Here is a 24,325-nt window from a genome sequence, read left to right on the forward strand (position 1 = left end):
GGATGATGAAAAGAAAAAGTGAAATTGAAGGATTGTTAACAAGATTAGATAAACAAAATGAAAGAAGTTTTAATTTCTTTGAATCAAAAAACATCCAAGTTAGGAATTTAAAAGGTAGCTTTGCTTTTAGGGAAATGATGACTGGAGCAATTTATAGTGCGCTCCAGCATTACGGGAATGCAGTATTCATTATGTGGATTACAGGAATTTACGAGGTGAAGAGCGAAGTATGTTCGTATGAGTATGTTCAAGAAAAAATAGATAGTGGAAAATGGGAACTCATGGTTAATTTACAAACAGTTACTGCTACAGATGAATTTTTCCGAGGGGAAGCTAAAAAACTTGCTAAAGAAAATATGGAATTAAGGCATAAGGAGGGAGAGAAATGAATGAGTTGAAAATGAAAGCAGCGGAAAAAATGCTTATTGAAATGAATGAGAAACATTCCGGAGCTGAAGATGCTATTCATAATTGGTTATGTGATCAGGAAGATGAACTTTTATTTGAAGGGATTCTAAAAGTAGATAGAAGTATAAAAGGAGCGGTTAAATATTGTACTAACCAAGCTTCAAAACAAAAAGTTGGAAGTGTGGCCATGATCGATAATGAAACAGTTTTTAGTTGGGTGAAGAAATACTTTGTTACAAAAAAAGCACCTAAAAGTTCAGAAAAAATTACTGCAGAAGTTGTCAGTTCGGAATCCATCCCAAAAATGGAAAAGGAAGAGAAGAAAATATTTAGTGATAAAGTTTCATCTATCGCAAATAAGAGAGCTGGTACAACGAAAGAAGTTAAATCAAAAGTTGAAAAAACTAATTATGTTAGTGGAGAGCAATTGAGTTTGCTGGATATGCTATGAGAGAAGCTAAAAGTTACATTACCAATAGATTGAAGCCAAATAAGTCATTTTTTGATTGGTGTTTATCCCAAATACCAGTTTACAAGTGGGAAAACAAAGAAAAAATGATTTTATCTTCAGAACGACAAGGAAGCAAAGTCATTGAAAAAAGATTAACTAAAGTATCTAATTTAGATTTTAATGCGGGCTTTTACCCTTTTACAATTGTTTTGGTTACTGCAAAAAGAATTGAGATCCAAACGTATTGTTATTGGGTCCAAATTATAAATGGAAAAGAATCGATAGAAACTGAATTAACCAATTTAGAATTGTTGGCCAATGATCAACATATCCAAATCGGACATTATTCATATATGAATGAATATGGTTTCGGTCTAGTAAGCATTGGAATAATGGGTGGTAAGTACACTGGAACAAGGCTCTATAAGAATAAATGGGAAGAACGGGTTCAAACTATTTCTGAACTTAGATATTTAAATCTTAGTGAAGTGGAATATATGAGTTTTGGGGATTTGCCACATTTATACAAATTTAAGTTTGAAATAGAATACCTTCAAAAAATACGTGCGACAACTATTGCAAGAGAAGTTGCTAACAACTGTCAGATAGACTTTAGAACAATTACTAAGAAGTGGCTGCGAGTAAATAAACAGTTGCTAAAAAATAATCAAGATCCATTTTATGTGTTTGAACTAAAAAGACGAGTGCTTGAACGAGGTGGGAAAGTCGTACCTGGTATTGAAGAATATATGAACTACCGAGATATAAATAGTATTTCGAAATGTGTAGGAATCGTTAGTTTTCAGAATTGGGTCATTAAAAATAAAGTAGACATGCAGTTTTATAGAGATTATTTAGGCATGTTGAAAGACTTGAATATCAAAGCAGATGATCAGAATTTAGTAAAACCTAAAGATTTAAAAAAAGCTCATGACAATGTTGTTAAGTTAATGAACGAAATGAATGTTGCTCGAGGAGATGCTGATATTGGAAAACGACTTAAAAGCACGATGAAGCTTGAAAAGGATATTGATGATTATGTTTTTCTTGTTCCAAAAAGTTTGAATGAATTGATTGTTGAAGGTAAGAGTTTGCATCACTGTGTAGGTAGTAGCACTTATGTAGAAGGGCATAGAAAAGGCCAGACTACTATTGTTTTTGTTAGAGAAAAAGAATATCCGAATACACCATTTTTCACTTTGGAGTTCAAGAATGGCCAAATAAACCAATTACGTGGTAAACACAATAAAGCAGCTTCAAAAGAAGTTAAGCAAGCCACTGAAAGATGGTTAGAATGGACGAATAAAAATAGAAGAACGGCCAAAAAAAGAAGTACTCGAAAAACTGAATTTGTTTAATTAGTTAAAAATATAAATAGAATGGGAGAAAAAACATGAAAAATATTAGATTAGAAATTTCAGATTTAGCAAATGGCGGTATTCAAGAAAAGGTTGATTACGAATTAAAAGAAGTAATTGAAAACCTACTTGATTTAAATACTGATCCAGGTGCAAAAAGAAAAATCACTGTCGAGATCACAATGACAACAAACGATAAGAGAGACGTTGTTGACATGGTGGTACAAGCTAAATCCAAATTAGCGATGCAAAATTCAGTTTCAACCACAGTTTTAGTCGGACGTGACATGGATACAGGGGCAATCCAAGCAGCTGAGTTAGTCAGCCTAGTACCAGGACAAACATTTTTAGATCCAAATGATGATTTCAAACAAAAGACGGACATAGGAACGTCAATTGATGAAATAGAAAAAACAGAACAGGCAGAAACGCCAGTTCTTGATTTTCAAAAGAAACAACAAAATAATGCCTAATAAGGCCAATGGAGGAATGTAAGATGACAGATTTAAAAGAAAGTTTAGAGTACGCAGTAGAGCTAGCGCTGGATGAAGAAAAGACGATTGAGGTTAACGAAAAGGTATATTATGACCGAAACAAGTATGACTTAACAGAATTGGATAAAAAGAAATATGCTGAGACATTAACTGTAAATACATTGCAAGGAGTTATTGATTTCATTAAAGCGAAATTTGATCGTGATGGGGACCGGTTAGTCTTACATGTTAAAAATCCGACTACAGTTAAAGTTTTATCACAGTTAGATGAAAATGGACAGCGTGAAAATATTTTAACAGCTGTAGTTGATTTGCCAGTTTATCCGTTCGGAAGATTTTTAAAACCAAGTGATTTTATTATTCAATTGCAATCAATATTTCAACGTAATGATGATGCAAAAGCGTTACTGGAATTTACAGGTGCAATAAAAATTGATAATGGGATTGAGTTAAACGATAACGGAGTCAGTCAGACGACAATTGTTAAATCGGGAGCTGCTACAGTAGCAAGTGCAAAAGTTCCAAGCCCAGCGACATTGCAACCATACAGAACATTTTTAGAAGTACCACAGCCAGAAAGTGCTTTTATATTTAGATTAGATGATGAAGGCAGATGCGCTTTATTTGAAGCTGATGGAGGACTTTGGAAAAATGAAGCAATTTTAAATGTGCGTAAATATTTAGAAGTAGCATTCAAACAAGAAATTGAAGATAGCCAAATTAATATTATAGCGTAACGATAAGGGGCTTCATGCCCCTTTGATTCTATTCAATTAGGAGGATGCCAGATGGAATTAGTATTAGGAAAAGTATATTACATTGAATTTGAGAAAAAAGAGCCGTCGATCATTCGGTTAGTTGCACAAGATTTTTATAATCTATATGGAGCTGCTACAGATGACAAAGGAAAAGCATTTGATGCAGAAGCAGTTATTGACAGAGAAGGAATAAAAAATATATTTCTTGCACATCTGGGTTTTTTAACAATTCTCAGCGTAGCAGAACAAGAGTATAAAAAAACAAAGAGAACAAGTCAAAATAAAATGAACAAATGGTTAGGCAAACGATAGGTTGTGATGCAATTTGGAAAACAGTCTAGCTAAGGTTGTAAGTAAAAGAATATCTGAAAATGGAAAACAGCAATTAATAGTTGAACTAGATGATTCTATATCTGATCGTTCACTAAAAAGATTTTCTAGAGATGGAGAAGTGGTTGTAAATGTTGAATTATTTGATAATCGCTATCTATCAGCACAACAAAATAAAACGATTCATGGCTTAATAAGAGAAATTCATAATCAATATGACGGAGGAAAAGGGGCATATAGTTATGCTCAAACAAAAGAGTTGATTAAGCAATCTTACAGAAATACGACAGGAATAGGAGAATTCAGTTTAAAAAAATGCAGCATGTCGTTTGCTAAAGATTTTATAAGCTTTCTTCTGTTGTTGATCCATGAGCTAGGGATGCATACAACTAGACCAGGAAGGGAAATCACTGAAGATATTTCTTACTATGTATATCTATGTTTAGTTAAAAGAAAATGCGTGATATGCGACAGGGTCGGCAGTGGCAATCAAGTTCATCATTATGACAGTATTGGCATGGGCCTTGACCGTAATCAGTTTGATCATACGAAAAGTAGAATGATGTGCCTTTGTTGGGTCCATCATACTGAAACCCATTTTATAGGGCTTGATACATTTTTTAATAAGTATCATGTAGCTGGAATAAAAGTTACTCAACAAGATTTAGATACAAACATTAAATATCCATACGAAGTTAAAAACAGGCAGTATGGACCAGAACAATTGGCTACTCAAAATGTACCAGAAATATTCACAACAGGTTAGGAAGTGCAATAGGATGAATCAAATTAAATGGCAAGGTAAGTCAAAAGCGCAGATGCACTCTTTTATTACCAGTAACGAAAGACGAGGTTATACCGTAACGAATAAAAAGAAGCACCAGAAAACATTTTATGTTGAAATGACTAAAATCCATGTAGAAATGGCTAAAATTGAGGGAGGTAACGACAAATGGAATTTGTAGTAATTACAGAAGTATACACAGAGCCGGAAAACGGAAAGAAGAATCATATCAGATTTAAACGTGAATATGCAGAAGCAAGCAATCCTACTACTGCAGTTGTGATGACAGGTCAAGATTTCTTTAGTGAGAATCAAAAATTGTGTGATGGTGAAGTTGTCGAGCAAGAAGCTATTGTTGCAGTATATGAGGTGATAGGTTCTGAGAACGGTTCATACAATCATCTTGATGCAATAAATGATTCCCAACAAAGATCACGCTGGGGCGTAGAGCAGTGGGAGAAAGCGGAAGCATTAGAAAAAGAATTAAAGGAGCTGAGAAAATGATTATATTCATATTGGTTGTTGTAGTGTTGTTTATTGCGAGTGTGCTATACAGAGTTTTAGCAGAAAAGAAAGAAGTCGAGTCGGGTTTATTATCAGAGATTGAAAGAATGGAAAAAATCTATAAAGCAGATATTGAGATAGAAAAAGATAAGGTTAGGAATCGAGAAACGATTAGCAAATTAGATTTTGCTTTGATATCTGAATTAGGAGCCCGCAATTTAGAGTTGAAAAAGCTGATTAAAATTGAAAGGCAAGACAACGTAGCTCAATGTAGGCATATCAAAGAGATAGAGGAAAGGATGGCGGTTAAAGATGAAATGTTACAGAGAGAAATAGAACGAAAATTCCACCTTGAAAAAAATATTGCTGAGTCTGGTTTGTTTGAAAAAGAAGCGCTGACCAAACTTAAAATTGTAGTAACTACAAAGAATAAGCGTATTAGAAATAAGAACCAGAAAGCGGCGATTAAATTTTTGCTTAAATGCCAATAACTGAGGTGAACTAAATGAATAAATTTAAAAGGGTTGAAGTAACGCCGGATATGTATGAATTAATTTTTAATAGTGCGGTTTTTAAGATGGTTGATATGTTAGTATCGCCAATCGATAAAGTTAATGTACGAAACTTATTTCGGATTATAAAAGAACCGCAGGATGATTTTTTTGGAGGTTGTAGATTCAGATTCGAAATGTATGACTATGAGAGTGAGGAATGGTACAGAATTAATTGGATTTTACATGAAAGAGAATTTCCTCGTAAAGGGATTGAAAGTGGACAGATGTCAATAAAGTAGACACAAAAATAGATACAATTTAGATAGACCCAAAATAGATTTTTTCTTTTTCATTCGGGGTCATCATATTGTTTGCTGAATGGGGGCGTTTTGAATTGTAAAAACCCTCTATATATTCAAATGAAGATTGTTCAACTTCTTGGATTGTTCTAAATGTTCTGCGGTTCAGTTCTTCTTTTTTCATATATTTAAAAAAAGACTCGTTTACGGCATTATCCCATGGGTAAGCTGCTTTGGAATAAGATGGAACGAGGTTATGTGTGTCTAAAAATTGACGAACACTAGTCGCACAGTATTGGCTTCCACGATCTGTATGGAATAGAACAGGCTCTTTGGGATTTCTTTGATTCACAGCTGTTTCAAGTGTCTCAAGGACTAAAGAAGCTTCCATAGTTGGACGAACGCGCCATCCTATAATTTTCCTGGAAAATAAATCTAAAATGACACAGAGATAAACAAACCCTTTATTAACAGGAATGTAAGAAATATCGCTCGTCCAAACTCGATTCGGTTCAGTCGGATTGAATTGTTGGTTTAAGTGATTTGAGTAAGCTAAAGAAACCTTTGGTTTCGCATATAAAAATTTCGGCTTAGCTGTAGACATTTTTGGCAAATCCATTGATTTCATTAATCGGTACACTCGCCCAACACTAATGAAAATTCCAAAATCACGCTCAAGAACAACTTTTATTTTCGCAGCACCTAATCGTTTTTTAGAATCCATATAGATAGAAAAAATGGTTTGTCGAAGCTGTTGATTTTCAACAGTTCTAGGAGCAGGAGTTGGGTCAAAGTGTTTATAATAGGTACTTCTATTTACGTTTAAGACTCTACAAAGGCGCACAATAGAATGATCAAAACGTAATAAATGAACCGCATCTAATCGTTGTTTGAGTGTGGCGTGAAGATGGCAATCGCTTTTTTTAAGATGAGGTTTTCCTCTTCTAATAAAGCATTTTTCTTCTGTAAGTCTTTAATCTGTTTAGCAGTAAGGATAGAACCATCTTCAATTTGAACTTCAGAATATTGTTTTACCCAGCGGGATAACGCTGTAAAGGAAACGCCATAGTCTTTACACAACGAAGTTTGTGTTTTACCTCCATGGTAAAGATTAACAAGGCTTTTCTTAAATTCTTCATCATATTTTTTGTAATTGGACATTTGAATCATTCCTTTCGTTTTAGTGTCTACTTATAAACAGTATACCATTAAAAATACTGTCTACTTTATTAGTATATATCCAAAGTGTTGCAGAAGATGTAATCAGAAGAGTGTTACCAATTTACTTTAAAAAGAGGTGTGAAGATTGAAGCAGTTAATTGCGGATGTAGTAAAGAAATATAATGAGCGAATAAAAAATAAGTAAACAAAAAAAGCTGAGATTTCTCCCAGCAAGCCTAAAACTATTATAACACACAGGGAGGAATCTTAGTGGTTGATTTTGAAGGAATAAACGCAAGAAAAACTAAAGATGCGGCTCAGATGATTTTGGAAGATTATAGAAGATTAAGAATGGTAGCCAGACGTGAGATCCATCAAAAAATGACAGTCAGCTATGATTCGCAACCTGGAAGTACAGCTGACACTACACCGCTCATTGAAAAGAAAGTTGTGGCGAAGGTATATGCGGAAACAGAAACGGAGCGCATTAAAGCAGCAGTTGAATCTATACCAAATGAAACAGCGAGAGAAGTTCTGATGGAAAAATATATTAGAGGGTATGAAAAATATGATAGCGAATGTCAGTTGAATTTGGATATTACTCCCTCAACATATAATAAGTATAAAGCTATGGGGTTGCTAGCTTTTGCCTGGGCTATTGGATGCGAAGAATATTAACGCAACGTAAATGTAATGACAATTCAATGTAATTACAACTAAAATTCAATGTAAATTCAACCAAAAAGCAAAAGATTAGTAACGTACCTAAATGATATTATGGTATTGTCGAAAGATTAGTGATTCGGCAAAGTCCTTCATTCATCTGAGAATTGTAGAGGAAAAAAGATTGTTAACGGCTCGTAACCTTTACACGGAGGTTGCGAGTATTTTTACATAAATTTATTAAGGAGAGATAACATGAACGTATTTGAATTTATGTCGCAGCATCCTTTTTTAACATTCTTTATTGCGCTAATGTTTTTTGACTCAATAGACTATGCGGTTAAATGTTTTACAGGTGCGAAAATTAGCAGTAAAAAATAGGAGGACGGGATAATGAATAAGTACAGAAAGAAACCAGTAGTGGTTGAGGCAGTCGTATTCACCACAAAAAATGATATTGAATTAAATAAAGCAAAACTATTTGCTGGTACTTATTTTATTGAACACCAAGAACACTATGCATCCGACAAAAAGATTTACTATATACGGACGTTGGAAGGCGATATGAAAATAAGTGAAGGCGATTATATTATTAAAGGTATACAAGGCGAGTTCTATCCATGTAAGCCGGATATATTTGAACAGACATACGAAATGGTGGAGGGATGACATCGTGGATGAAAAAATGATTTATTCATCTTTGTTGTGGCACAGAGATCACTTGATACAACAAAGAAAAAGATTAACTGAAGCTACAGGCTATGTAGTTTATTCAAACATTTGGGAGAGCATGAGAGTTAGTACTCAACTGGAACGCTTGAATGAAGATATAGAAAGAATCGATAAACAGTTAGAACAAGTTCGTGAGTTCTCACAGGTGGTTGTAGATATAGGGATTACTACCGGAGAAACGTCTGATCGTGTTGCTGAACTATTAAGGAAGTTCAGTGAGGATAATAAGGAGGTTGAAGAATCATGGATGTAACCGAAGCGATTCAAAAAGGATTTACTATCTTAGTCCTGAACGAAGCAACAGCAAAGATGCTGCGTAAGAAGTATGACTATCCGTTGTTCCGTTCTCATAGAACGAAAGCATTAGATGCTGTTAAAGGTTTGCTTATCGATGAAACGTGCGACGTAACGAAGATTAAAACGGATATGGATAGCGTTCCGGTATACTTTAGCAAGGTATCAGTAAACGAATATAAAGACCTCCTGGAGCATTGTAACCAGCTGATTTTAGACCAGGCTGATGCGCTAAAAGATGCTATCGCATTAAGAATGTTCTGCGGCTATATCCAGAAGTACCTGCAGGAATTAGAGGACGCAGGTGATAACGTGGGTTTGCAGCCAACGATTGATAATCTGATTAAGCTGATCAGAACGTTTGATAATAAAGCGATGGAAGTTGGCCCATTCAACAAAGGAGCTTATATGAAAGCAGCAAACGAACCTTTCTTTGATAAAGAGAACGAGGTGAAACCAATTGGCAAAGCCATTAAAACAATGTAACAAAGCTCGCTGTAGGAAGTTAATCCCATATGATACAAAGTATTGTGAAGAGCATCAAGGTGCTGATCATAAAGAATATAACAAAGCCAGGTACTTGACCGATAAAAAGTACGTGGCTTTTTATAATTCTAAGGCTTGGAGAAAGCTTAGTAAATATAAGCTCACTGTTGATCCGTTATGCGAGATATGTCTAGCGATAGACGAGGACAATCCTGTTCCTGCTGTATTGGTTCATCATTTAATAGAAACGAAGGTGGATTGGTCGAAACGGCTAGAAATGAGTAATTTACAAAGTGTCTGCTTTGCTTGCCACAACGCTATAGACCATAAAGGATAAAATACCAGCCGACTAAACTAGGCGCTCTTAGGTGACGATTGAGCCTAGTTTTTTGTTGTGTTTTTGAGTAAGCCCCACCTCTTTTTTGACGGCTAGGGGCTTGTTTTTCCAAACAACGGTGTACTCTAATCTTGACGTAAAACTCCCAAAACGGGTTTGCGTTTTTTCCCGATTTGGGCCCGGAAAGATTGTTTTAACAATAAAGAGCTAAAAAAATAAATGAAAAAAATTTAGCGAAAAATGACAAAAAAGAGGGGGTGAGCTAGAAATGGGTCGGAAGAAAAAACATTCCAGTGCAATCGAAGGAAATCGGACAGTTGAAGAATTAGAAGAACGAGAAGAAATCGAAGAATTGCTCGGACAATTTCCGCCGATACGTGGAGAGCCACCTTCTCACCTTGGTCATTTTGGCAAAAAGGAGTGGCGGAGGTTATTACCTGGCTTAGAACTTTTAGGCGTTTCAATGTTGGACCAAGGAATGTTGGAAACTTATTGTACGTGGTATCAAGTGTACCGAAAAGCTGAAAAAGAATTAAGCAACCAGGTGATCATAACGGAAATTGGAAGTAAGGACCAAAAAACATTGAAGCGACATCCAGCTATCGATGTTTTGAATGTGGCCACAAATCAAATGAAATCTATTTCTAGCAATATGGGGATGACCTTAGATTCAAGAATGCGCCTTGTAAGACCGGAAGGCGAATCGGACGAGGATGATCCTTTTGCAGATTTATAAAAACAAAACAAAATTATCCGAAATTCCAAAGCCTGTTGATTGGACTACGATTTACGCTAGAAAAATCGTAACCGGAGAAATTAAAGCTTGTAAAAAAGTGATTCAAGCAAGTGAACGACATTTGAATGATTTGAAAAGGTCAGAGGAAGATCCTAGTTTTGGATATGTTTTTGTTGTTGAAAAAGCAGATCATGTTATCCGATTTATGGAAAAGTTACCAGATTTAAGTACGGGAGCACCAACCACTTTGGCACTATTTCAGAAATTCATTAGTGGAAGTTTATATGGATGGCGTTCAAAAGAGACAGGATTTAGAAGATTCACGAAAGCGTATATCTCGATGGCGCGTAAAAATGGGAAATCGGTTTTAGTCGCTGGGTTTGCACTATACGAATTAATCTATGGTGAATCGCCTAAGTATGACCGCCAAATTTATTGTACTGCCAATTCAAAAGACCAGGCACGAACCGTCTATAAAATGGTTGTAGCCCAATTAAAAAAAGTACGGTCGAAAAGTAAGAAAATCAAGAAATTAACAAAGATTTTAAAAAATGAGGTCTTAATCGAAGACAACGAGTCGATTTTAAAAGCCTTATCTCGCGATACTGATAATCTCGATTCATTAAACGTTTTGCTAGGGATATTAGATGAATACCATACGGCAAACGAAGATGACATGATGGAAGTTTTAGAGTCCAGTCAAGGGCAACAAGATCAGCCACTGATCATTATTATTTCTACTGCTGGATTTAAATTGAATGGTGTCATGTATTCGGTTGAATATCCATATATCACTGATTTGTTGGATCCGGAAAAAGAGCTAGTAAATGAAAATTATTTTGCTCTTTGTTATGAACAAGAAGAAGAGTCAGAAATAGAAGACGATTCGACTTGGATTAAGTCAAATCCACTGCTTGAAGTGGATAAACTATCTAAAAAAATGATGACCTACCTACACCGGAAATTAGATGAAGCCTTGCAGAAAAATAGCATTATGAAAACATTAGTTAAAAATTTCAACATGTGGCAATCTGCAAGTGAAAAATCTTTCTTATCCGGTTCGGAGTGGAAAGACTGTTTTGATAAAGAAATTCCAGATTTACATGGTAGAGAAGTATATATCGGCGCCGATTTATCTCGAACTCGTGATTTAAGTGCGCTGACTTGGCTTGTACCCCTGGATCAAGAAAAACATTTTTTCATGGATTCAAAATCTTTTATTGGTACAAAAGGATTCGGTATCGAAGGAAAAGAACAGCGGGACATGATTGATTATCGTGATTTAGAGAGAAAAGGATTTTGCGAAATCACAAAAAAAGATTCGGGAATTGTCGATTACAAGCGAATCATTGAATTTATTGATGAACTCGTTGAGAAATACAATTTCAAGGTTGCTGGAATATACTACGATGAATATTCTAGTCCAAGTTTTATCACTGAGTTAGAAGAAAAATACACATTGATAGAAGTTAGACAAGGGCTGAAAACATTAAGTCCGGCTACAAAACAGTTCCAAATTTATGCAGATGAAAAACAAATTCACCATTCAAATAATCCGCTATTAAATACAGCGATTAATAATGCGATTGTGGTAGAAACCAATGATGCGGTGCAAATTAACAAAAATAAAAATAGAAACAAAATCGATCCGATTGCTGCAGGTATTAACGCCTTTACAGGTGCACAATACCACGAATTTGGTCGTGTTTATCGTGATTCCGAGTATTACAAATCCGATAACTTTTCTTTTTAAAGGGGTGATAATGTGAAATTTGATGTGATGAAACGGATTTTGTTGGCCATGTTGCCAACGTTGTTATTTTTAATCGGAGGCGCAATCGTTTGCTACGGCGCTTATGTGTTTAACCCAATAATCGGGCTAGTAGTGACAGGATTATTTATGATACTAGTTGCCTTTATGATCGATAGAGGGCAAGGAGGTGAAACATAATGCTGTTTTCTACGAAAAAAGTCGTTAATTCTAGTAAAGATCCATTTCTGGATTCAATTGTATCAATGAGTGTTTCAGAGGGGACGAACTACACCAGTATTTCTGCTTTAAAAAATAGTGATGTATTTACTGCAGTTAAAATATTAGCCCAGGACATGGCGAGTAATCCAATTGTATTACTAAAAAATGGAATTGTTCAAAAACCTAGCCATATCACGTATTTATTGAATAAAAAGCCCAATAAAAATACAACTGGTTGGCATATGAAATTTGCTTTAGCTGTAAATGCGTTGCTAGCCGGCAATGGATATGCTGAAATTCTTTTTGATAAGACTGGAAAAATAACAGGTTTTGAGCTTTTAAAGCCTAGTGAGGTCAGTATCATTCAAGAAGATGATCATTCGATAGTTAGTTACATGGTTGGGAATGAGCGTGAAGTTAGCCAGGAGAATATGATCCATTTGAAATTCTTTTCGTATGATGGAATTATTGGCCGAAGCCCGTTAATGAGTTTGCAGGTTGAGATTGATTTGCAGAATAAAGGAAACAAGAATTTACTTGGATTCTTTAAAAATGGTGTTAACAGTAGCGGTATTTTAAAAGTAATTAATTCTGAATTAGATGCTGACGGAAAAAGAGCTATTCGAGAAAAATTCGAAGAAGCGAACGCTGGCGATGCAAATGCGCTACGAACAATCGTATTAGACGAAACGATGGAATACAAGAAAATGGAAGTATCAACGGAAGTTTTAAAATTGATCAACAACAATATTTATTCCACAAAACAAATTGCAAAAGCTTTTGGGATTCCTTTAGAACGGATGGGAATTGAAATGACGAATACAAGCAGTAATGATGCTAATATGCTGTATATGAAAAACACGCTAAATCATTATTTTGCTGCTAGTACCGCCGAATTTGATTCTAAATTATTGGAGATAGGCGAATGGGAATTCGGTTACGACACAAGACGTCTTTCAAAAATGGACCCAGAAGAAGAAACGAAAAACGTTGTCGAAAAGTTAAAAGAAACGATTATTACGATTGACGAGGCTCGTCGAGAATTAGGGTATGCACCATTACCGGATGGTAGAGGCGAGCGTGTTTTAGCGAACCTTAATTTTACGTCACTAGAAAAAATTGACGAATATGAAATGAGGCGGAATAAAAACGCACAAATTGAAAGGGGGGATGAAAAGTGAGTCAAGTCGAAGCGGTTAAAACCAAAGCGATGACCGTTGAAGGCTATGCGATTGTATTTGATGTTCCTAGTCGTAATTTTGGGAATTATGTTGAAGTTATTGATTCTAGCGCATTAGTTGATTGTGACTTGTCAAGAATTGTCTTTATTGTTGATCATGATACAAGCGTTTTATTAGCAAGTACTGAAAACGGGAGTTTGACGTTTAAAGTTGATGAAAAAGGGCTCTATTTTAATGCGACAATCATAGGCACAACGGATGGAGAAAACAATTATAAACTGATCAAAGAAGGAATCTTAAATAAAATGAGCTATGGATTTTTTGAAGATGAGAGCCAAGCGAAAGTTTATAAAGATGAAAATGGTGTGATTGTCCGTAGAGTCATGAAAATTGATGAAGTTTACGAAATTAGCGCGCTAGCAATTCCAGCATACAATCAAACAGTTATTAAAGCTAAAGAGCGTAATATGGCTAAAGCAAAAGAAAAATTGCATGAGCGAGAGCTGATGCTGTTAGAAATCGAATTAATGGAATATGAGTCCAGCTAACGCTAGGGCTTTTTATTTTACTCAAAATTGAAGGGGTGGAAAAAATGAGTTTGAAAGAAAAAATTGAAAAATTGAAGACAAAAAGAGCAAGCCAACGTGATGCGTTTAATTTGAAAGTGAAGGAGACGAAGGAAAGAGCCGGAACTGGTGAACTAGAAGAAGCGAAAAAGTTAAAAAAAGAAGCAGATGAAATTAAAGAAAAAATGACTGCAACTGATCAAGAAATTTCAGATTTGGAAAGTTTAGAAAATCTGGATGAAGAACTAGATTTGGACGAAGAGCTGGACGAAGAAGAGGAAGTGGAGGACGAAGATGAGGGGGAAGATATTCCGCCTTTGAAAAAGAAAAAAGGAGATGAAAGAAGTATGAAAAAAAAGAAAAAAATTATTAAAACAGAAAACGAAGAAGTTAAAAACTTTGAAGAATATTTACGATCAAGCGGAAAAGTACGTGATGGTTTAACTACAGAAAATCAATCGATTATTATTCCGGAAGATATCAGCATGGATATTTACCGATTGAAAGAAACTGGTGTTGATCTAACGTCAATGATCACAGTGAAAAAGGTTGGTCGTCAATCAGGAACAATGCTAATTGCTAAACGCTCAACAGATGCGACATTAAAAACTAAAGAAGAACTCGCAGAAATGGAAAATGTCGATGTTGACATGTTTTTCAGCGTTCCTTACAAAGTTGATACCAGAGCAGGACAAATTGCCTTGTCAGAAGAAACGATTGATGATGCTGGAATCAATGTTGTTGGTGAAGTTAAAGAACAAATGCGGAAAATTGTAAAAAATACAAACAACATGAACATTCTTAAAGTGTTAAAAGCTGATTTTACGAAAAAACCAGCAACCTCAGTTGATGATGTTAAAACAGTAAAAAATAAAGACTTAGATCCGGATTTAAATATGTCTTTCTTAACTAATCAAGATGGCTATAACTGGATGGATTTACAAAAAGATGAAGATGGTCGCTATTTACTACAGGACTCTATTTCTTCTAAAACTGGAAAAATGTTTTTAGGTGTGGACGTAGCTGTTATTTCTAATAAATTGTTAGCCAGTGATGCTGCAGGTTTTCCAATGTTCTTAGGAGACTTTAAAGAAGGCGTTGGATTATTTGATCGTAAAAAAGTGGAAGTGTCATGGACTAAATTCGATTCTTACACACAAGGTCTTGCGACAGTTGTTAGAAATGATTACAAATCAATTGATAAAGAAGCGATTATCCAAATTCAAGTTAAAACTACACCCTAATGCGCCCCAAAACCTAAGAACGACAGCCAAAGATGCGACAAGCATATCTTTGGCTTGGGATTAGGGAATAGGGGTTTTTATTTAAAGAAAGGAGGGCTGAAATTGGCTATTAAGTATAATGTCTATCGAAATGGTGAAAAAGTTGCTACAGGATTAACAAAAAAAGCATATACAGATTCAGGGTTAACCAGTGATACCGCCTATGATTTTCAAGTTACGGCAGTTGAAAATGGCTTAGAAAGTGACAAAACGACTAAGTTAACTGAAAAAACGGAAATTGCAGCGGTAGAACCAGAACCCGAAGAACCAGTAGTTAAATTGGCAAAAGATAAAGCAAAAGCAGGTGAATAACCTTGGGAAAAATGGAAGAAAAAGACCTGGATCGAATTAAGAACTATGCAAAGGTAGATCATGACTTTGATGATGACTTGCTGCAGGAACAATATGAATTAGCGGAGCAAGAAATCATTGACTCGGTTGATAGAGAAGCTGATATTGTCGAAATGCGTGAAATCAAGCAGTTTAACTATGCGGCTCTTATTCTCACTAAACACTGGTATGACAACCGGGGAGTTGTTTCAAGTCAAAACATGTCAAAGATTTCTCATAGCTATGCCACGTTAGTACAAAAAATTAGGGGGCTTTGGTATGTCGATCACTAGCGTTGATAAATTGAATAAACGAATTAAATTTTATTCAGCTGAAACAATTAAAGATCCACATGGAAAACCAGAGCTAAATTTAACCGAAGAACTAGCGTGCTGGTGTGGTATCAAACAATCATTTATTAAAGACGTAAAGGCAGAAATAGGGACAAAATTTGAAGATAGCAAGACTTTTATCATTCGTGAAAAACAAAAGAAAGAAATTAAAAACGAGTGGTTTATCCTTTATCAGCGAAGAAAAAACGAAACACCAAAAAAATACGAAATTATCAAAATAAATCCAGATGAAGAAAACGATGAGTTTATGGTAATCGTAGCTAAGAAGGTGACGTAATGGGCATTGAAATTAAGGGAGAAAAAGAGCTTGATCAAAATTTGAAACTACTTGCTGCACAATCGAAATCGGCTAGAAATAAAGGGTTAAAAAAGTCGGCTGAGTATGCTGGAAGAAAGTTAGCAGAAAAGACGGCATATAATGCGGACCGAAAAAGTGATCGTAAGTGGAAAGCGCAACGTCAATTTGAAAAAGCGAGTGGGACTAATAAAAAGTTCCCTCACTTAAAAGATGACGTCCAGGTTAGTGGTGTTTCTTCAATGGGCGAAATTAAAATCGGTTATGGCGAGGACACGTATTGGCGGGCGCACTTTGTTGAGACTGGAACAATAAATCAATCGGGTCAGCATTTTATGCAACGCACAGAATTAGAAATAAAAGAAGAAGTCATTTCGATTATGGCCGAAGTATTTAAAAAGGAGCTAGGATTATGATTCCAACTGATGAGGTGTATTCCATTTTAATGAATGATGAACCGCTTTTAGCTTTGGTAAATGAAAAAATGATTTTCTCTTTTTTTATTCCGGAAGATGATAAAAAAGTCGAGAAATCACCAATTGTACGATTGAATGAAGTTGGTGAGGTTCCTAGCTCGTTTGCTAGTAATATTCCGTGTTCTATGACCTGGGCAGTTCAAATAAGTGCCTGGTCACCAGAAACAAGCATGCTAATTGCTGTACAACAGCGATTAGATAAAGTCATGTTGGAGAACGGTTGGATAATGGCCAGGAACTATCCGATTGGTCAAGATCCAGATATGACCGAATTCATGATGTTGGCTCGTGTTTATCAGACAACCAAAATAATCACAATTGATTAGCGCTTTTTACCAGGTGCTTTTTTTATACAAAAAATTAGAAATGGAGTGAAGTAAAAAATGGCAACTTTAGGATTTAGCAGCATAAAAATTGGTATTTACGCGAAAGAAGAAAGCGGGCAAGCTGAAAAAATTATCAAAGTGATCACAATTGACAAGAAAGACGGTGGGGCAATTGAAGCGAAAATTGCCGGATTAGCACCAGAAGCGACCAAGTTATTTGCAAGTGATACAGCATTTTATGTTTCAAGTTCGGGGTCAGGAGATACAAAACTAGATTTAGGAATTGCGGATTTAGGTGAGGTAAATGCTGCAGCTATTCTTGGAGCAACAATTGAAAAAGGTGTAATGAAAATTACAGATAAGACTAAAGCGCCTTATTGCGCGGTTATTTTAGAGTCAGAAGGTTTGAACGGTGACCCTATTCATATTGCTTTAGCAAAAGGGAAGTTTTCTCGTGATAGTGAAGAGCTAAAAACGGGGGAACAAAAAGGAAAAGACCCGGTAACAGATTCATTAAATGGTGAATTTATTTCTCGTCAAGACGGGTTGGTTTATGCAAAAGGTCGTGGGGGAGACGATTCAGAATTTGAGTATGCAGAGTTTGAAAAAGAAATTTTTATCGGATATGAAGCACCTACTACGCCCTAATGCGCCCCAAAACCTAAGAACGACAGCCAAAGATGATAAGAGTATATCTTTGGCTTGGGATTAGGGAATCGGGGCAATTCTACTGAAAAATTGGAGGTCGGAAAAGAATGTTAAAAATTGTATTGGATCAGCAAGAAGGCGAAGCGAAAACAATCACGAAGAAGTTTGCGACAACACGAGACATGCGAACCTATTTGGAATATGTAAAGAAAATGAATCCCTCTGGAAAAGAAGAAGGAGAAAAGGTTGTTTTAGGGAACTCGATTGAAAGTATTGATGAAGCAATCGATGTCATGGTTGAAATTTTTGAAAATCCAGAAGTGACAACAGAAAATATTTTATTAGGTTTACCGTCTGCAAAATTTTGGGAAACATTCAATACTATGGCTGCGGAAATTATGGGAGCACCAAGTGAGGAAGAAGAAAAAAAGGAATAGATGAAAGTTTTACGGTTGAGAAAGCCATAGATCAAATTGATTCAATGTACGAAGTGTTAATGGAAAAATGGACGTTGACTGACATTGATAATATGGATATTTCTCACTTTTTATCATTGATAAATCGCCGCGAAAAAGAGAAAGAAAAGAATCGAAAAGCGGAAATGGAAGCTTTTTTCAACAGTATATAAGAGTTAGCACACTGCTAGCTCTTTTTTTATTTGATAAGGGAAAGGAGAAAAAGACATGGTGATGAATGGCAAACCGCTAGGCAATTTGGTAATTGGCTTATCAATGGAAGGCACGCAAATGGCAAAAACGCTTGACGAGGTTAAGCGAGTTACCAAGATGGCAACAAGTGAAATGAAAGCCAATTTAGCCGTTCTTGGAAATGCTGGGGATCAGTATGGAAAAACAGAATCAAAAATACAAGGCTTAAATAAAGTAATGAAGGCGCAAGAAGCTGAACTTTCTGTACTGCAGAAAAAACACAGAGAGGCTTCCACGACCTATGGAGAAAATTCAAAAGAAGCTCAAAAATATGCCAATCAAATTAATAACCTTGTGAGACGTCAATCGGCTTATGGAAAAGAATTGAAAGAAGCCGAGGTCAAACTTAATGAGTATAAACGTGGCACACAAGAGTTAAAAAAAGAAATTGAATTGTCTGAACGCAGCACAAATGCACAAGTTCAAACGTTAAAAGCGCAAGGGAAAGCCTATAAAGCAAATGTTACAGAATTAGCGGGTCTAAAGCAACAGCAACAATTGCAAGCGAAGGTGATTACTGACGAGAAAGCCAAGTTAACAGATTTGATTGCAGCAAAAGGGCGAGATAGTAGCGAAACAAAAGCCCAAATGGTTGTGATTGACGAAGCAGTCAGTAAACACGCAAAACTTGGTGAGTCGGTTAAAGATTTAAGTAAGAATTACGGCAATATGTCTGCAGCAACAGCAGATTTTAAAGACAACATTCAAAGTGTAGAAGCTAGGCTGGATGAATTCGCCGAAAAAAGCGCGGCAGTTGGAAAAAGCTTAACAACGAAAGTTAGTTTGCCGATTGCCGGAGGATTTGCGGCAGCTGCAAAAGCAAGTATCGGGTTTGAGTCCGCTTTCACTGGTGTAAAGAAAACAGTAGAAGGAACAACGGAAGAGCTTGAAGGGATTTCGAAAGGGATTCGGAACATGGCGCTTGAAATCCCAGCAAGTACAACAGAAATCAGTGCAGTTGCAGAAGCAGCTGGTCAGTTAGGGATTGAAACGCCAAATATTTTAGGCTTTACCAGATCAATGGTCGATATGGGGCAAGCCACAAACTTGGCATCCGAAGAGGCGGCCATGCAACTAGCGAAGTTTGCCAACGTTACACAAATGAACCAAAAAGATTTTGATCGTTTGGGTTCATCTATTGTTGACCTGGGGAACAACTACGCTGCTACCGAGTCGAATATTGTTGCGATGGGTACAAGGCTATCTGGTGCAGGGGCGCAAATAGGCATGTCGCAAGCTGATATTATGGGGCTTGGCGCAAGTTTAGCCAGTGTAGGGATAGAGGCTGAAATGGGTGGCTCGGCTATCTCGAAAGTCATGGTAAACATGAAAGTGGCAAGTAAGCTTGGATTAGAGCCTATGAGAGAGCTAGAAGCTCAAACAGGTATGACACGAAGAGAACTGGAACTATTAGCCAATCATGATGGCGAGAGCTTTAAGGCGCTAGCAATTGATTTAGGCGTAACAACAACAGAAATGAAAAACGTCATGAAAGCCGGAAAAGATTTAGAAAACTTTGGTGCAATTGCAGGCATGACAGCGGAACAATTTAAGCAAGCTTTTGAAAAAGATGCAGTTGGTGCAATTGGTAGTTTTGTGAACGGATTAGGAACTGCAGAAGAAAAAGGGACCTCGGCAATTGAACTGCTAGACGAAATGGGAATCCGCGAGATTCGTTTACGTGATGCGTTACTACGTGCTGGGAATGCGAATGAACTCTTTACCGGTGCAGTAGCCAGATCAAACAAAGCTTGGGATGAAAATAATGCGTTAACCAAAGAAGCAGAAACACGATATAACACAACGGAGAGTAAAATCAATTTAATGAAAAATACATTAGTTGAGTTTGGAATCCAAATGGGGAATTTGTTATTGCCTTCTATTCGCGATTTCGTTAAAAGCTTGACTGGATTATTAAAAGGTTTTAACTCATTAGATGATGGAACAAAAAAACTGATTGTCAGCACTGGTTTAGTTGCGATGGGGATTGGACCAGTCATTTTAGGCGTTAGTAAATTAGCATTAGGGCTGAAACTAGTTACTAGGAGCGGTGGCGGAGTTGTTACCTTTTTAGGGTTATTTAGTCGGAGTGCTGGATTGTCAACAGCTTCCGCTTTGAGTTTGACGAATGGAGTAGCTGGTGCGACAACAGGATTAGGAAGCATGGGTGCAGGTGCAGTAGGTGCGACTGCTAGCATGGGCGCAATGTTATTGCCAATTGCTGGGGTTGTTGCTGGTACTGTGGCACTTGGTGCAGCTGTTTATGTAGGAGTTAAAAAGTACCGAGAATTCAAGAAAGAACAAGATGAAACAGCTAAAAAGGTGGAACAGTTTGGTGCGAACGTATCGGATGCGACAGCTAAAGCCGCCGATAGTTTTGTTACAATGCGCGATGAAGCCAAAACGCAACTGACCTTATTAGAAACTGCTACAGATGAAAATGGAAAGAAAATATCCGAGCAGATTGTAAAAAATTATTCGGGTATGGCAGAAGAAGTTGTCAAAGCAATTACGAAAACACGAGAAGAAACGGTCGGCGCTTTAAACGAGATTCAGCTTGATGTTGGGGTTGCTGGTGATGAGTGGCTAGCTAAAATAATGAATGAAGCGACCTCTAGTTTTGATGATGATGTCAACCAGATTGAAAAAGCAAAAAATAGAATTAACGAGTTGTTACAAGAGGTCGGCGGTAATTTGCAAAATCTAAATGCCGCACAAAAACAAGAATTTGATAACTTAAAAGCTTATGTGGATGAAAATACAGGAGTTTTTGCCGATTCGTATAAAGATCAAGAGCGGCTTTTAAATGCCTGGAATGAACGGAAAGATACGCTATCCGAAAAGAATTATGAAAAAGAACAAACTAGCTCGAAAAAAATGCGAGATAAAGCATTAAAAGCAGCAGAAGAGGATTACAAAAAAGGTTCTGCTGCTTTAACTAAAGCGTATGATTCTGGTGCGATAAAGAGCCGAGAAGATTATGACGGCTTACTAAATGCGTTAAACGTTCAACGAAACAAACAGCAAGCCAAAGCGAACGCTGCATACGCTCAAACCGACATGGCTCTTTCTAAGAAAATTGAGAACACTGGTAAATTTAACATTGAAACAATGCAAACGGCCGAAGAGGCTAAAATGAACATTCAAGGTTTGGGGTATAAATGGTTTGATGATCATACGAAAAAAATCTATGACTCAGAAAGTGCCTGGATAAAAGCTACTAAAAAGCACAATGACGAGTATCTAAAAAATACGAAAGAGCTATCTAATGCTACCGTTAAAAATCTAAATGGTTTTGAGAAATCACAAAGAGAAATCTATGAAACGATTGGATTGTTACCGAGTGAGGCAGCTAAACGAGCGAAAGAAGACCGAGACAAAATTGAACTGGAATTAACAAAAACAGGCAGTCAAATGTCTGCAGTTGCTAAAAAAATTCATGCTGATTATGTGGAAGGATTAAAGACTGCAGATGAAGGGCAACTGGCAGAGGTAGCTAAAAGTTGGGGACTTGATTTAGCAAATGAAGAGCTGATTGATTTCGGTAAGTATGGTCAAAAAACTGCCCAACAATTTTTTGATGATTTTAAAAGCGGCAGTGAGGTTGGTGCGGCAGAGGCAAGAATTTATTTCAAAACAAAAATAGAAAGTATCACCGAAGTTGATCTTGCTAAAATTGGCGAAGAAAATATTGCGACATTCCGTCAAGGACTTTTAAGTGGAGCGTTAACCTTTGATGAACTAGCTGAAAAATTCGGAGCTAGTGTGATTAATTTATTTCCCAATGATTTAAGTGCGATTGGCGAGCTAGAAGTGGAGTCGCTGAAAAAAGGACTAGAAAGCGGAAAAATCGATACCCAAGCGTTGAAGGATCGTTACGCAGAACAATACACGAATTTATTCGAAAAGAATTTAACCGATTTAGGACAAGAGGAAATCGTCACACTGAAAAAAGGGCTTGAAATTGGCTTGTATAGCCCGGACGATTTGAAAGCCACCTATGCCGACCAACTTAAAAATTATTTTAGTGCTGATTTGGCAAACCTATCTCAAGATTCAATGGAAACGTTGAAGGTTGGTTTCGAGCTGGGTGTGCCTGGAACAAAAGAAAAGCTGGATCAAATTTCTAAATTAGTAAAAGATTCCGCTACGATTGATCTCGGCGATAAAGGAAAAATGAGTATGTCTACCCTGGTAGAAGGGTATCGAACTGGTAAGATATCCGTTGATGAATTTATGACAGGATACCGCCAATTCATGGATGATCAATCAAAACTTGATTTAAATGCGAATGGGAAATTTACCATTGATCAATTTGGGAATGGTATGGAACAAGCAAAATCATATACTACTCACAAAGCGAGTGATGTTTTCCAAGGTGTTCAAAAAGAGTTAGAAATGGGCCCAATATCCTATGAAAAAGGAAAAATTGCTGTTAATAACCTGGCGCAAGGTATTGTGGATTATACACCGCAACCGAAGCAGAAAGCGACTGATGTCTTTCAAACAGTTCAAACACAATTTGACATGGCTGATACCTCCCGCGTAAAAGGACAAGTTGCGGTTAACAATTTAGCACAAGGGTTAACCGATTACGTGAATGAACCTCAGAAAAATGCGAATCAGATTGTACAAGGAGTTGGCGCTCAGTTTAATAATGTTGTATCAGCTAGTAACTCCTTAACGGAGAATTTAGGTGGGACTGCTAAGCTGCCGTTTATTGGAATTCCTAAGTTTAAAATGGGAACGCAAGGAGCTTTACGCCAATCAACGGCTGCGATTGTTGGAGACGGTGGGGAACATGAGTTAATCTCCTATCCGGATGGAAAAATGGCTTTATCCCCAAATAAAGATACGCTTACGCATTTACCAGCTGGGGCACAAGTCTTTAATGGGGGTCAGACAAAACAAATGCTTGGAATGATGAAAGGGTTTGTCAATATTCCAAAGTTTGAGAAAGGGACTGGCGCGAATATCCTTGATTGGTTTGGCGGGAAAATTGAAGGAATTTTCAATTTTATTAGTAAGCCTTTAGAGTTATGGAATAAGATTATTAGCAATTCTTTTGATGAATCCAGTTTTGCAGGACCCGCTGGGAAGAATATTGGTGGGGGCGCTAAAATATACGCGGATAAGCAAAGCGACTGGATTAAAAATTTATTTTCTAGCTTTTCAGTAGCTCCGGCAGGTTTAGGGGCACAGCGTTGGCAGCCGTTAGTGATGAAATCATTAGCCTTAAACGGTTTACCAGTGACACCAGCTTATACAAATGCCTGGTTAAGTCAAATCCAATCAGAGTCGGGCGGAAATGAGAAAGCGGTCCAAGGTGGTTATACCGATGTGAACACATTAAGCGGAGATTTGGCAAAAGGATTGCTACAAACAATTTCAGCCACGTTTAATGCGTACAAGCACCCAGGGCATGGCGATATTTTTAACGGCTTTGATAATATGTTGGCCGCGATGAATTATGCTAAAAATCGCTATGGTCCTGCTGAAATGTTGGGCGTTATCGGTCATGGTCATGGATATGCGAATGGTGGTATTGTATCACAGCACCAAATCGCACAAATTGCAGAGGGAAATAGACCAGAAGCGATTGTCCCGCTTGATCCAATTAAACGCACCAGGGCGATGCGGATATTAGCGACTGCTAGCCGAGTGGTTGGTTTTGAAACAGGCTCACAAGTTATTGTTGAACATGATCAATCCGGAATAATTGAAGAGCTGCAGAAACAGAACTTGTTAAGTCAGCAGCAAAACTCTTATTTACAAATGATTATTCAGTTGCTTTCTAAAAATCCGGAACAAAGCGGAACTATTTCAGACTTGTTGCGATTATTAAATCAAGAAAGTGCTACAGAATACGGAAATTTAAAATATCAGATAGGAGGGTAAT

Annotated in this window: 33 protein-coding genes; 32 read left to right on the top strand and 1 reads right to left on the bottom strand. The window is 36.8% G+C overall.

Translation table 11 applies throughout. The features are described from left to right. The first annotated feature begins 2 nt into the window (after positions 1 to 2). From BR77_RS12370 to BR77_RS12420, 11 genes are read left to right on the top strand one after another with little or no spacing between them, the layout of a single operon-like run. Positions 3 to 389 (top strand): hypothetical protein, encoded by a 387-nt coding sequence (locus tag BR77_RS12370; protein WP_035065186.1) that lies wholly within the window; start codon positions 3 to 5, stop codon positions 387 to 389. Next, positions 386 to 859 (top strand): Cas9 inhibitor AcrIIA9 family protein, encoded by a 474-nt coding sequence (locus tag BR77_RS12375; RefSeq protein ID WP_035065189.1) that lies wholly within the window; start codon positions 386 to 388, stop codon positions 857 to 859. Before BR77_RS12370 ends, BR77_RS12375 begins: the two co-directional genes overlap by 4 nt. Next, complete coding sequence (locus tag BR77_RS12380; RefSeq protein WP_051926722.1) at positions 856 to 2,217, top strand: PcfJ domain-containing protein; 1,362 nt, start codon at positions 856 to 858, stop codon at positions 2,215 to 2,217. Before BR77_RS12375 ends, BR77_RS12380 begins: the two co-directional genes overlap by 4 nt. A 35-nt stretch (positions 2,218 to 2,252) precedes the next feature. After that, positions 2,253 to 2,690: a hypothetical protein gene (locus BR77_RS12385; RefSeq protein WP_035065193.1), complete on the top strand. Its 438-nt coding sequence runs from the start codon at positions 2,253 to 2,255 to the stop codon at positions 2,688 to 2,690. Between the two features lie 23 nt (positions 2,691 to 2,713). Beyond that, positions 2,714 to 3,448, top strand: coding sequence for a hypothetical protein (locus BR77_RS12390; RefSeq protein WP_035065196.1), 735 nt, complete (start codon positions 2,714 to 2,716; stop codon positions 3,446 to 3,448). Between the two features lie 51 nt (positions 3,449 to 3,499). Beyond that, positions 3,500 to 3,781 (top strand): hypothetical protein, encoded by a 282-nt coding sequence (locus BR77_RS12395; RefSeq protein ID WP_035065199.1) that lies wholly within the window; start codon positions 3,500 to 3,502, stop codon positions 3,779 to 3,781. 13 nt (positions 3,782 to 3,794) lie between these two features. Next, positions 3,795 to 4,565 (top strand): putative HNHc nuclease, encoded by a 771-nt coding sequence (locus BR77_RS12400; protein ID WP_051926723.1) that lies wholly within the window; start codon positions 3,795 to 3,797, stop codon positions 4,563 to 4,565. A gap of 13 nt (positions 4,566 to 4,578) precedes the next feature. After that, positions 4,579 to 4,764: a hypothetical protein gene (locus tag BR77_RS12405; RefSeq protein ID WP_035065202.1), complete on the top strand. Its 186-nt coding sequence runs from the start codon at positions 4,579 to 4,581 to the stop codon at positions 4,762 to 4,764. Beyond that, the gene (locus BR77_RS12410; RefSeq protein WP_035065204.1) at positions 4,752 to 5,087 is read left to right on the top strand and encodes a hypothetical protein; all 336 of its coding nucleotides are present in this window, start codon (positions 4,752 to 4,754) and stop codon (positions 5,085 to 5,087) included. The genes BR77_RS12405 and BR77_RS12410 overlap by 13 nt, the downstream gene beginning before the upstream one ends. After that, complete coding sequence (locus tag BR77_RS12415; protein ID WP_155520270.1) at positions 5,036 to 5,578, top strand: hypothetical protein; 543 nt, start codon at positions 5,036 to 5,038, stop codon at positions 5,576 to 5,578. Before BR77_RS12410 ends, BR77_RS12415 begins: the two co-directional genes overlap by 52 nt. Positions 5,579 to 5,592: 14 nt before the next feature. Next, the gene (locus BR77_RS12420) at positions 5,593 to 5,880 is read left to right on the top strand and encodes a hypothetical protein (protein ID WP_035065207.1); all 288 of its coding nucleotides are present in this window, start codon (positions 5,593 to 5,595) and stop codon (positions 5,878 to 5,880) included. A gap of 19 nt (positions 5,881 to 5,899) precedes the next feature. On the opposite strand, the gene BR77_RS18755 is transcribed toward BR77_RS12420, so the two are convergent. After that, positions 5,900 to 7,041, bottom strand: a protein-coding gene (locus tag BR77_RS18755) for an IS3 family transposase (RefSeq protein WP_233463432.1) whose coding sequence is annotated in 2 segments (ribosomal slippage) — positions 5,900 to 6,795 and positions 6,795 to 7,041 — 1,143 coding nt in all. Because the reading frame shifts where the segments join, the coding sequence is not laid out codon by codon here. Between the two features lie 270 nt (positions 7,042 to 7,311). Here BR77_RS18755 and BR77_RS12435 point away from each other — a divergent pair. The 21 genes from BR77_RS12435 (at position 7,312) to BR77_RS18335 (ending at position 24,324) form a co-directional block, all read left to right on the top strand. Then, on the top strand, positions 7,312 to 7,719 hold the full coding sequence (locus BR77_RS12435; protein ID WP_236700891.1) for an ArpU family phage packaging/lysis transcriptional regulator: 408 nt from the start codon (positions 7,312 to 7,314) through the stop codon (positions 7,717 to 7,719). Positions 7,720 to 7,959: 240 nt separating this feature from the next. Then, complete coding sequence (locus BR77_RS19535) at positions 7,960 to 8,085, top strand: hypothetical protein (protein ID WP_257613304.1); 126 nt, start codon at positions 7,960 to 7,962, stop codon at positions 8,083 to 8,085. Between the two features lie 12 nt (positions 8,086 to 8,097). Further along, positions 8,098 to 8,373, top strand: a complete 276-nt coding sequence (locus BR77_RS12440; RefSeq protein WP_035065211.1) for a hypothetical protein — start codon at positions 8,098 to 8,100, stop codon at positions 8,371 to 8,373. A gap of 4 nt (positions 8,374 to 8,377) precedes the next feature. After that, entirely contained in the window at positions 8,378 to 8,689 is a 312-nt protein-coding gene (locus BR77_RS12445; RefSeq protein ID WP_035065213.1) for a hypothetical protein, read from the top strand. Then, the gene (locus BR77_RS12450) at positions 8,680 to 9,216 is read left to right on the top strand and encodes a hypothetical protein (protein WP_035065215.1); all 537 of its coding nucleotides are present in this window, start codon (positions 8,680 to 8,682) and stop codon (positions 9,214 to 9,216) included. The genes BR77_RS12445 and BR77_RS12450 overlap by 10 nt, the downstream gene beginning before the upstream one ends. Beyond that, positions 9,191 to 9,553, top strand: a complete 363-nt coding sequence (locus tag BR77_RS12455; protein ID WP_035065217.1) for an HNH endonuclease — start codon at positions 9,191 to 9,193, stop codon at positions 9,551 to 9,553. The genes BR77_RS12450 and BR77_RS12455 overlap by 26 nt, the downstream gene beginning before the upstream one ends. Positions 9,554 to 9,821: 268 nt before the next feature. Then, entirely contained in the window at positions 9,822 to 10,289 is a 468-nt protein-coding gene (locus BR77_RS12460; protein ID WP_035065218.1) for a phage terminase small subunit P27 family, read from the top strand. Further along, the gene (locus tag BR77_RS12465; protein ID WP_201784004.1) at positions 10,276 to 12,042 is read left to right on the top strand and encodes a terminase large subunit; all 1,767 of its coding nucleotides are present in this window, start codon (positions 10,276 to 10,278) and stop codon (positions 12,040 to 12,042) included. Before BR77_RS12460 ends, BR77_RS12465 begins: the two co-directional genes overlap by 14 nt. A 12-nt stretch (positions 12,043 to 12,054) precedes the next feature. After that, the gene (locus tag BR77_RS12470) at positions 12,055 to 12,240 is read left to right on the top strand and encodes a hypothetical protein (protein ID WP_035065220.1); all 186 of its coding nucleotides are present in this window, start codon (positions 12,055 to 12,057) and stop codon (positions 12,238 to 12,240) included. Then, positions 12,240 to 13,442: a phage portal protein gene (locus BR77_RS12475; protein ID WP_035065222.1), complete on the top strand. Its 1,203-nt coding sequence runs from the start codon at positions 12,240 to 12,242 to the stop codon at positions 13,440 to 13,442. The genes BR77_RS12470 and BR77_RS12475 overlap by 1 nt, the downstream gene beginning before the upstream one ends. Then, complete coding sequence (locus BR77_RS12480; RefSeq protein WP_035065224.1) at positions 13,439 to 13,990, top strand: HK97 family phage prohead protease; 552 nt, start codon at positions 13,439 to 13,441, stop codon at positions 13,988 to 13,990. The genes BR77_RS12475 and BR77_RS12480 overlap by 4 nt, the downstream gene beginning before the upstream one ends. A gap of 44 nt (positions 13,991 to 14,034) precedes the next feature. After that, a complete protein-coding gene (locus BR77_RS12485; RefSeq protein ID WP_051926726.1) occupies positions 14,035 to 15,252 on the top strand; it encodes a phage major capsid protein in 1,218 nt (405 codons plus the stop codon). Positions 15,253 to 15,354: 102 nt separating this feature from the next. Beyond that, positions 15,355 to 15,603: a hypothetical protein gene (locus BR77_RS12490; protein WP_051926727.1), complete on the top strand. Its 249-nt coding sequence runs from the start codon at positions 15,355 to 15,357 to the stop codon at positions 15,601 to 15,603. Positions 15,604 to 15,614: 11 nt separating this feature from the next. After that, a complete protein-coding gene (locus BR77_RS12495) occupies positions 15,615 to 15,914 on the top strand; it encodes a head-tail connector protein (protein WP_035066171.1) in 300 nt (99 codons plus the stop codon). Beyond that, a complete protein-coding gene (locus BR77_RS12500) occupies positions 15,901 to 16,251 on the top strand; it encodes a phage head completion protein (RefSeq protein ID WP_035065226.1) in 351 nt (116 codons plus the stop codon). Before BR77_RS12495 ends, BR77_RS12500 begins: the two co-directional genes overlap by 14 nt. Continuing rightward, positions 16,251 to 16,685, top strand: coding sequence for an HK97-gp10 family putative phage morphogenesis protein (locus tag BR77_RS12505; protein WP_035065228.1), 435 nt, complete (start codon positions 16,251 to 16,253; stop codon positions 16,683 to 16,685). The genes BR77_RS12500 and BR77_RS12505 overlap by 1 nt, the downstream gene beginning before the upstream one ends. Continuing rightward, positions 16,682 to 17,071 carry a hypothetical protein gene (locus BR77_RS12510; RefSeq protein WP_035065230.1) on the top strand — a complete coding sequence of 130 codons (390 nt, stop codon included), beginning with the start codon at positions 16,682 to 16,684 and terminating at the stop codon, positions 17,069 to 17,071. Before BR77_RS12505 ends, BR77_RS12510 begins: the two co-directional genes overlap by 4 nt. 57 nt (positions 17,072 to 17,128) lie before the next feature. Next, entirely contained in the window at positions 17,129 to 17,719 is a 591-nt protein-coding gene (locus BR77_RS12515; RefSeq protein WP_035065232.1) for a major tail protein, read from the top strand. A 107-nt stretch (positions 17,720 to 17,826) separates the two neighbouring features. Beyond that, positions 17,827 to 18,156, top strand: a complete 330-nt coding sequence (gene gpG / locus BR77_RS12520) for a phage tail assembly chaperone G (protein ID WP_035065234.1) — start codon at positions 17,827 to 17,829, stop codon at positions 18,154 to 18,156. Between the two features lie 44 nt (positions 18,157 to 18,200). Beyond that, a complete protein-coding gene (locus BR77_RS19140) occupies positions 18,201 to 18,347 on the top strand; it encodes a hypothetical protein (protein ID WP_185751414.1) in 147 nt (48 codons plus the stop codon). A gap of 55 nt (positions 18,348 to 18,402) precedes the next feature. After that, on the top strand, positions 18,403 to 24,324 hold the full coding sequence (locus BR77_RS18335; RefSeq protein WP_051926730.1) for a phage tail tape measure protein: 5,922 nt from the start codon (positions 18,403 to 18,405) through the stop codon (positions 24,322 to 24,324). Position 24,325 lies beyond the last annotated feature (1 nt).

The sequence above is a fragment of the Carnobacterium maltaromaticum DSM 20342 genome, from assembly GCF_000744945.1.
GTDB classification, from domain to species: domain Bacteria; phylum Bacillota; class Bacilli; order Lactobacillales; family Carnobacteriaceae; genus Carnobacterium; species Carnobacterium maltaromaticum.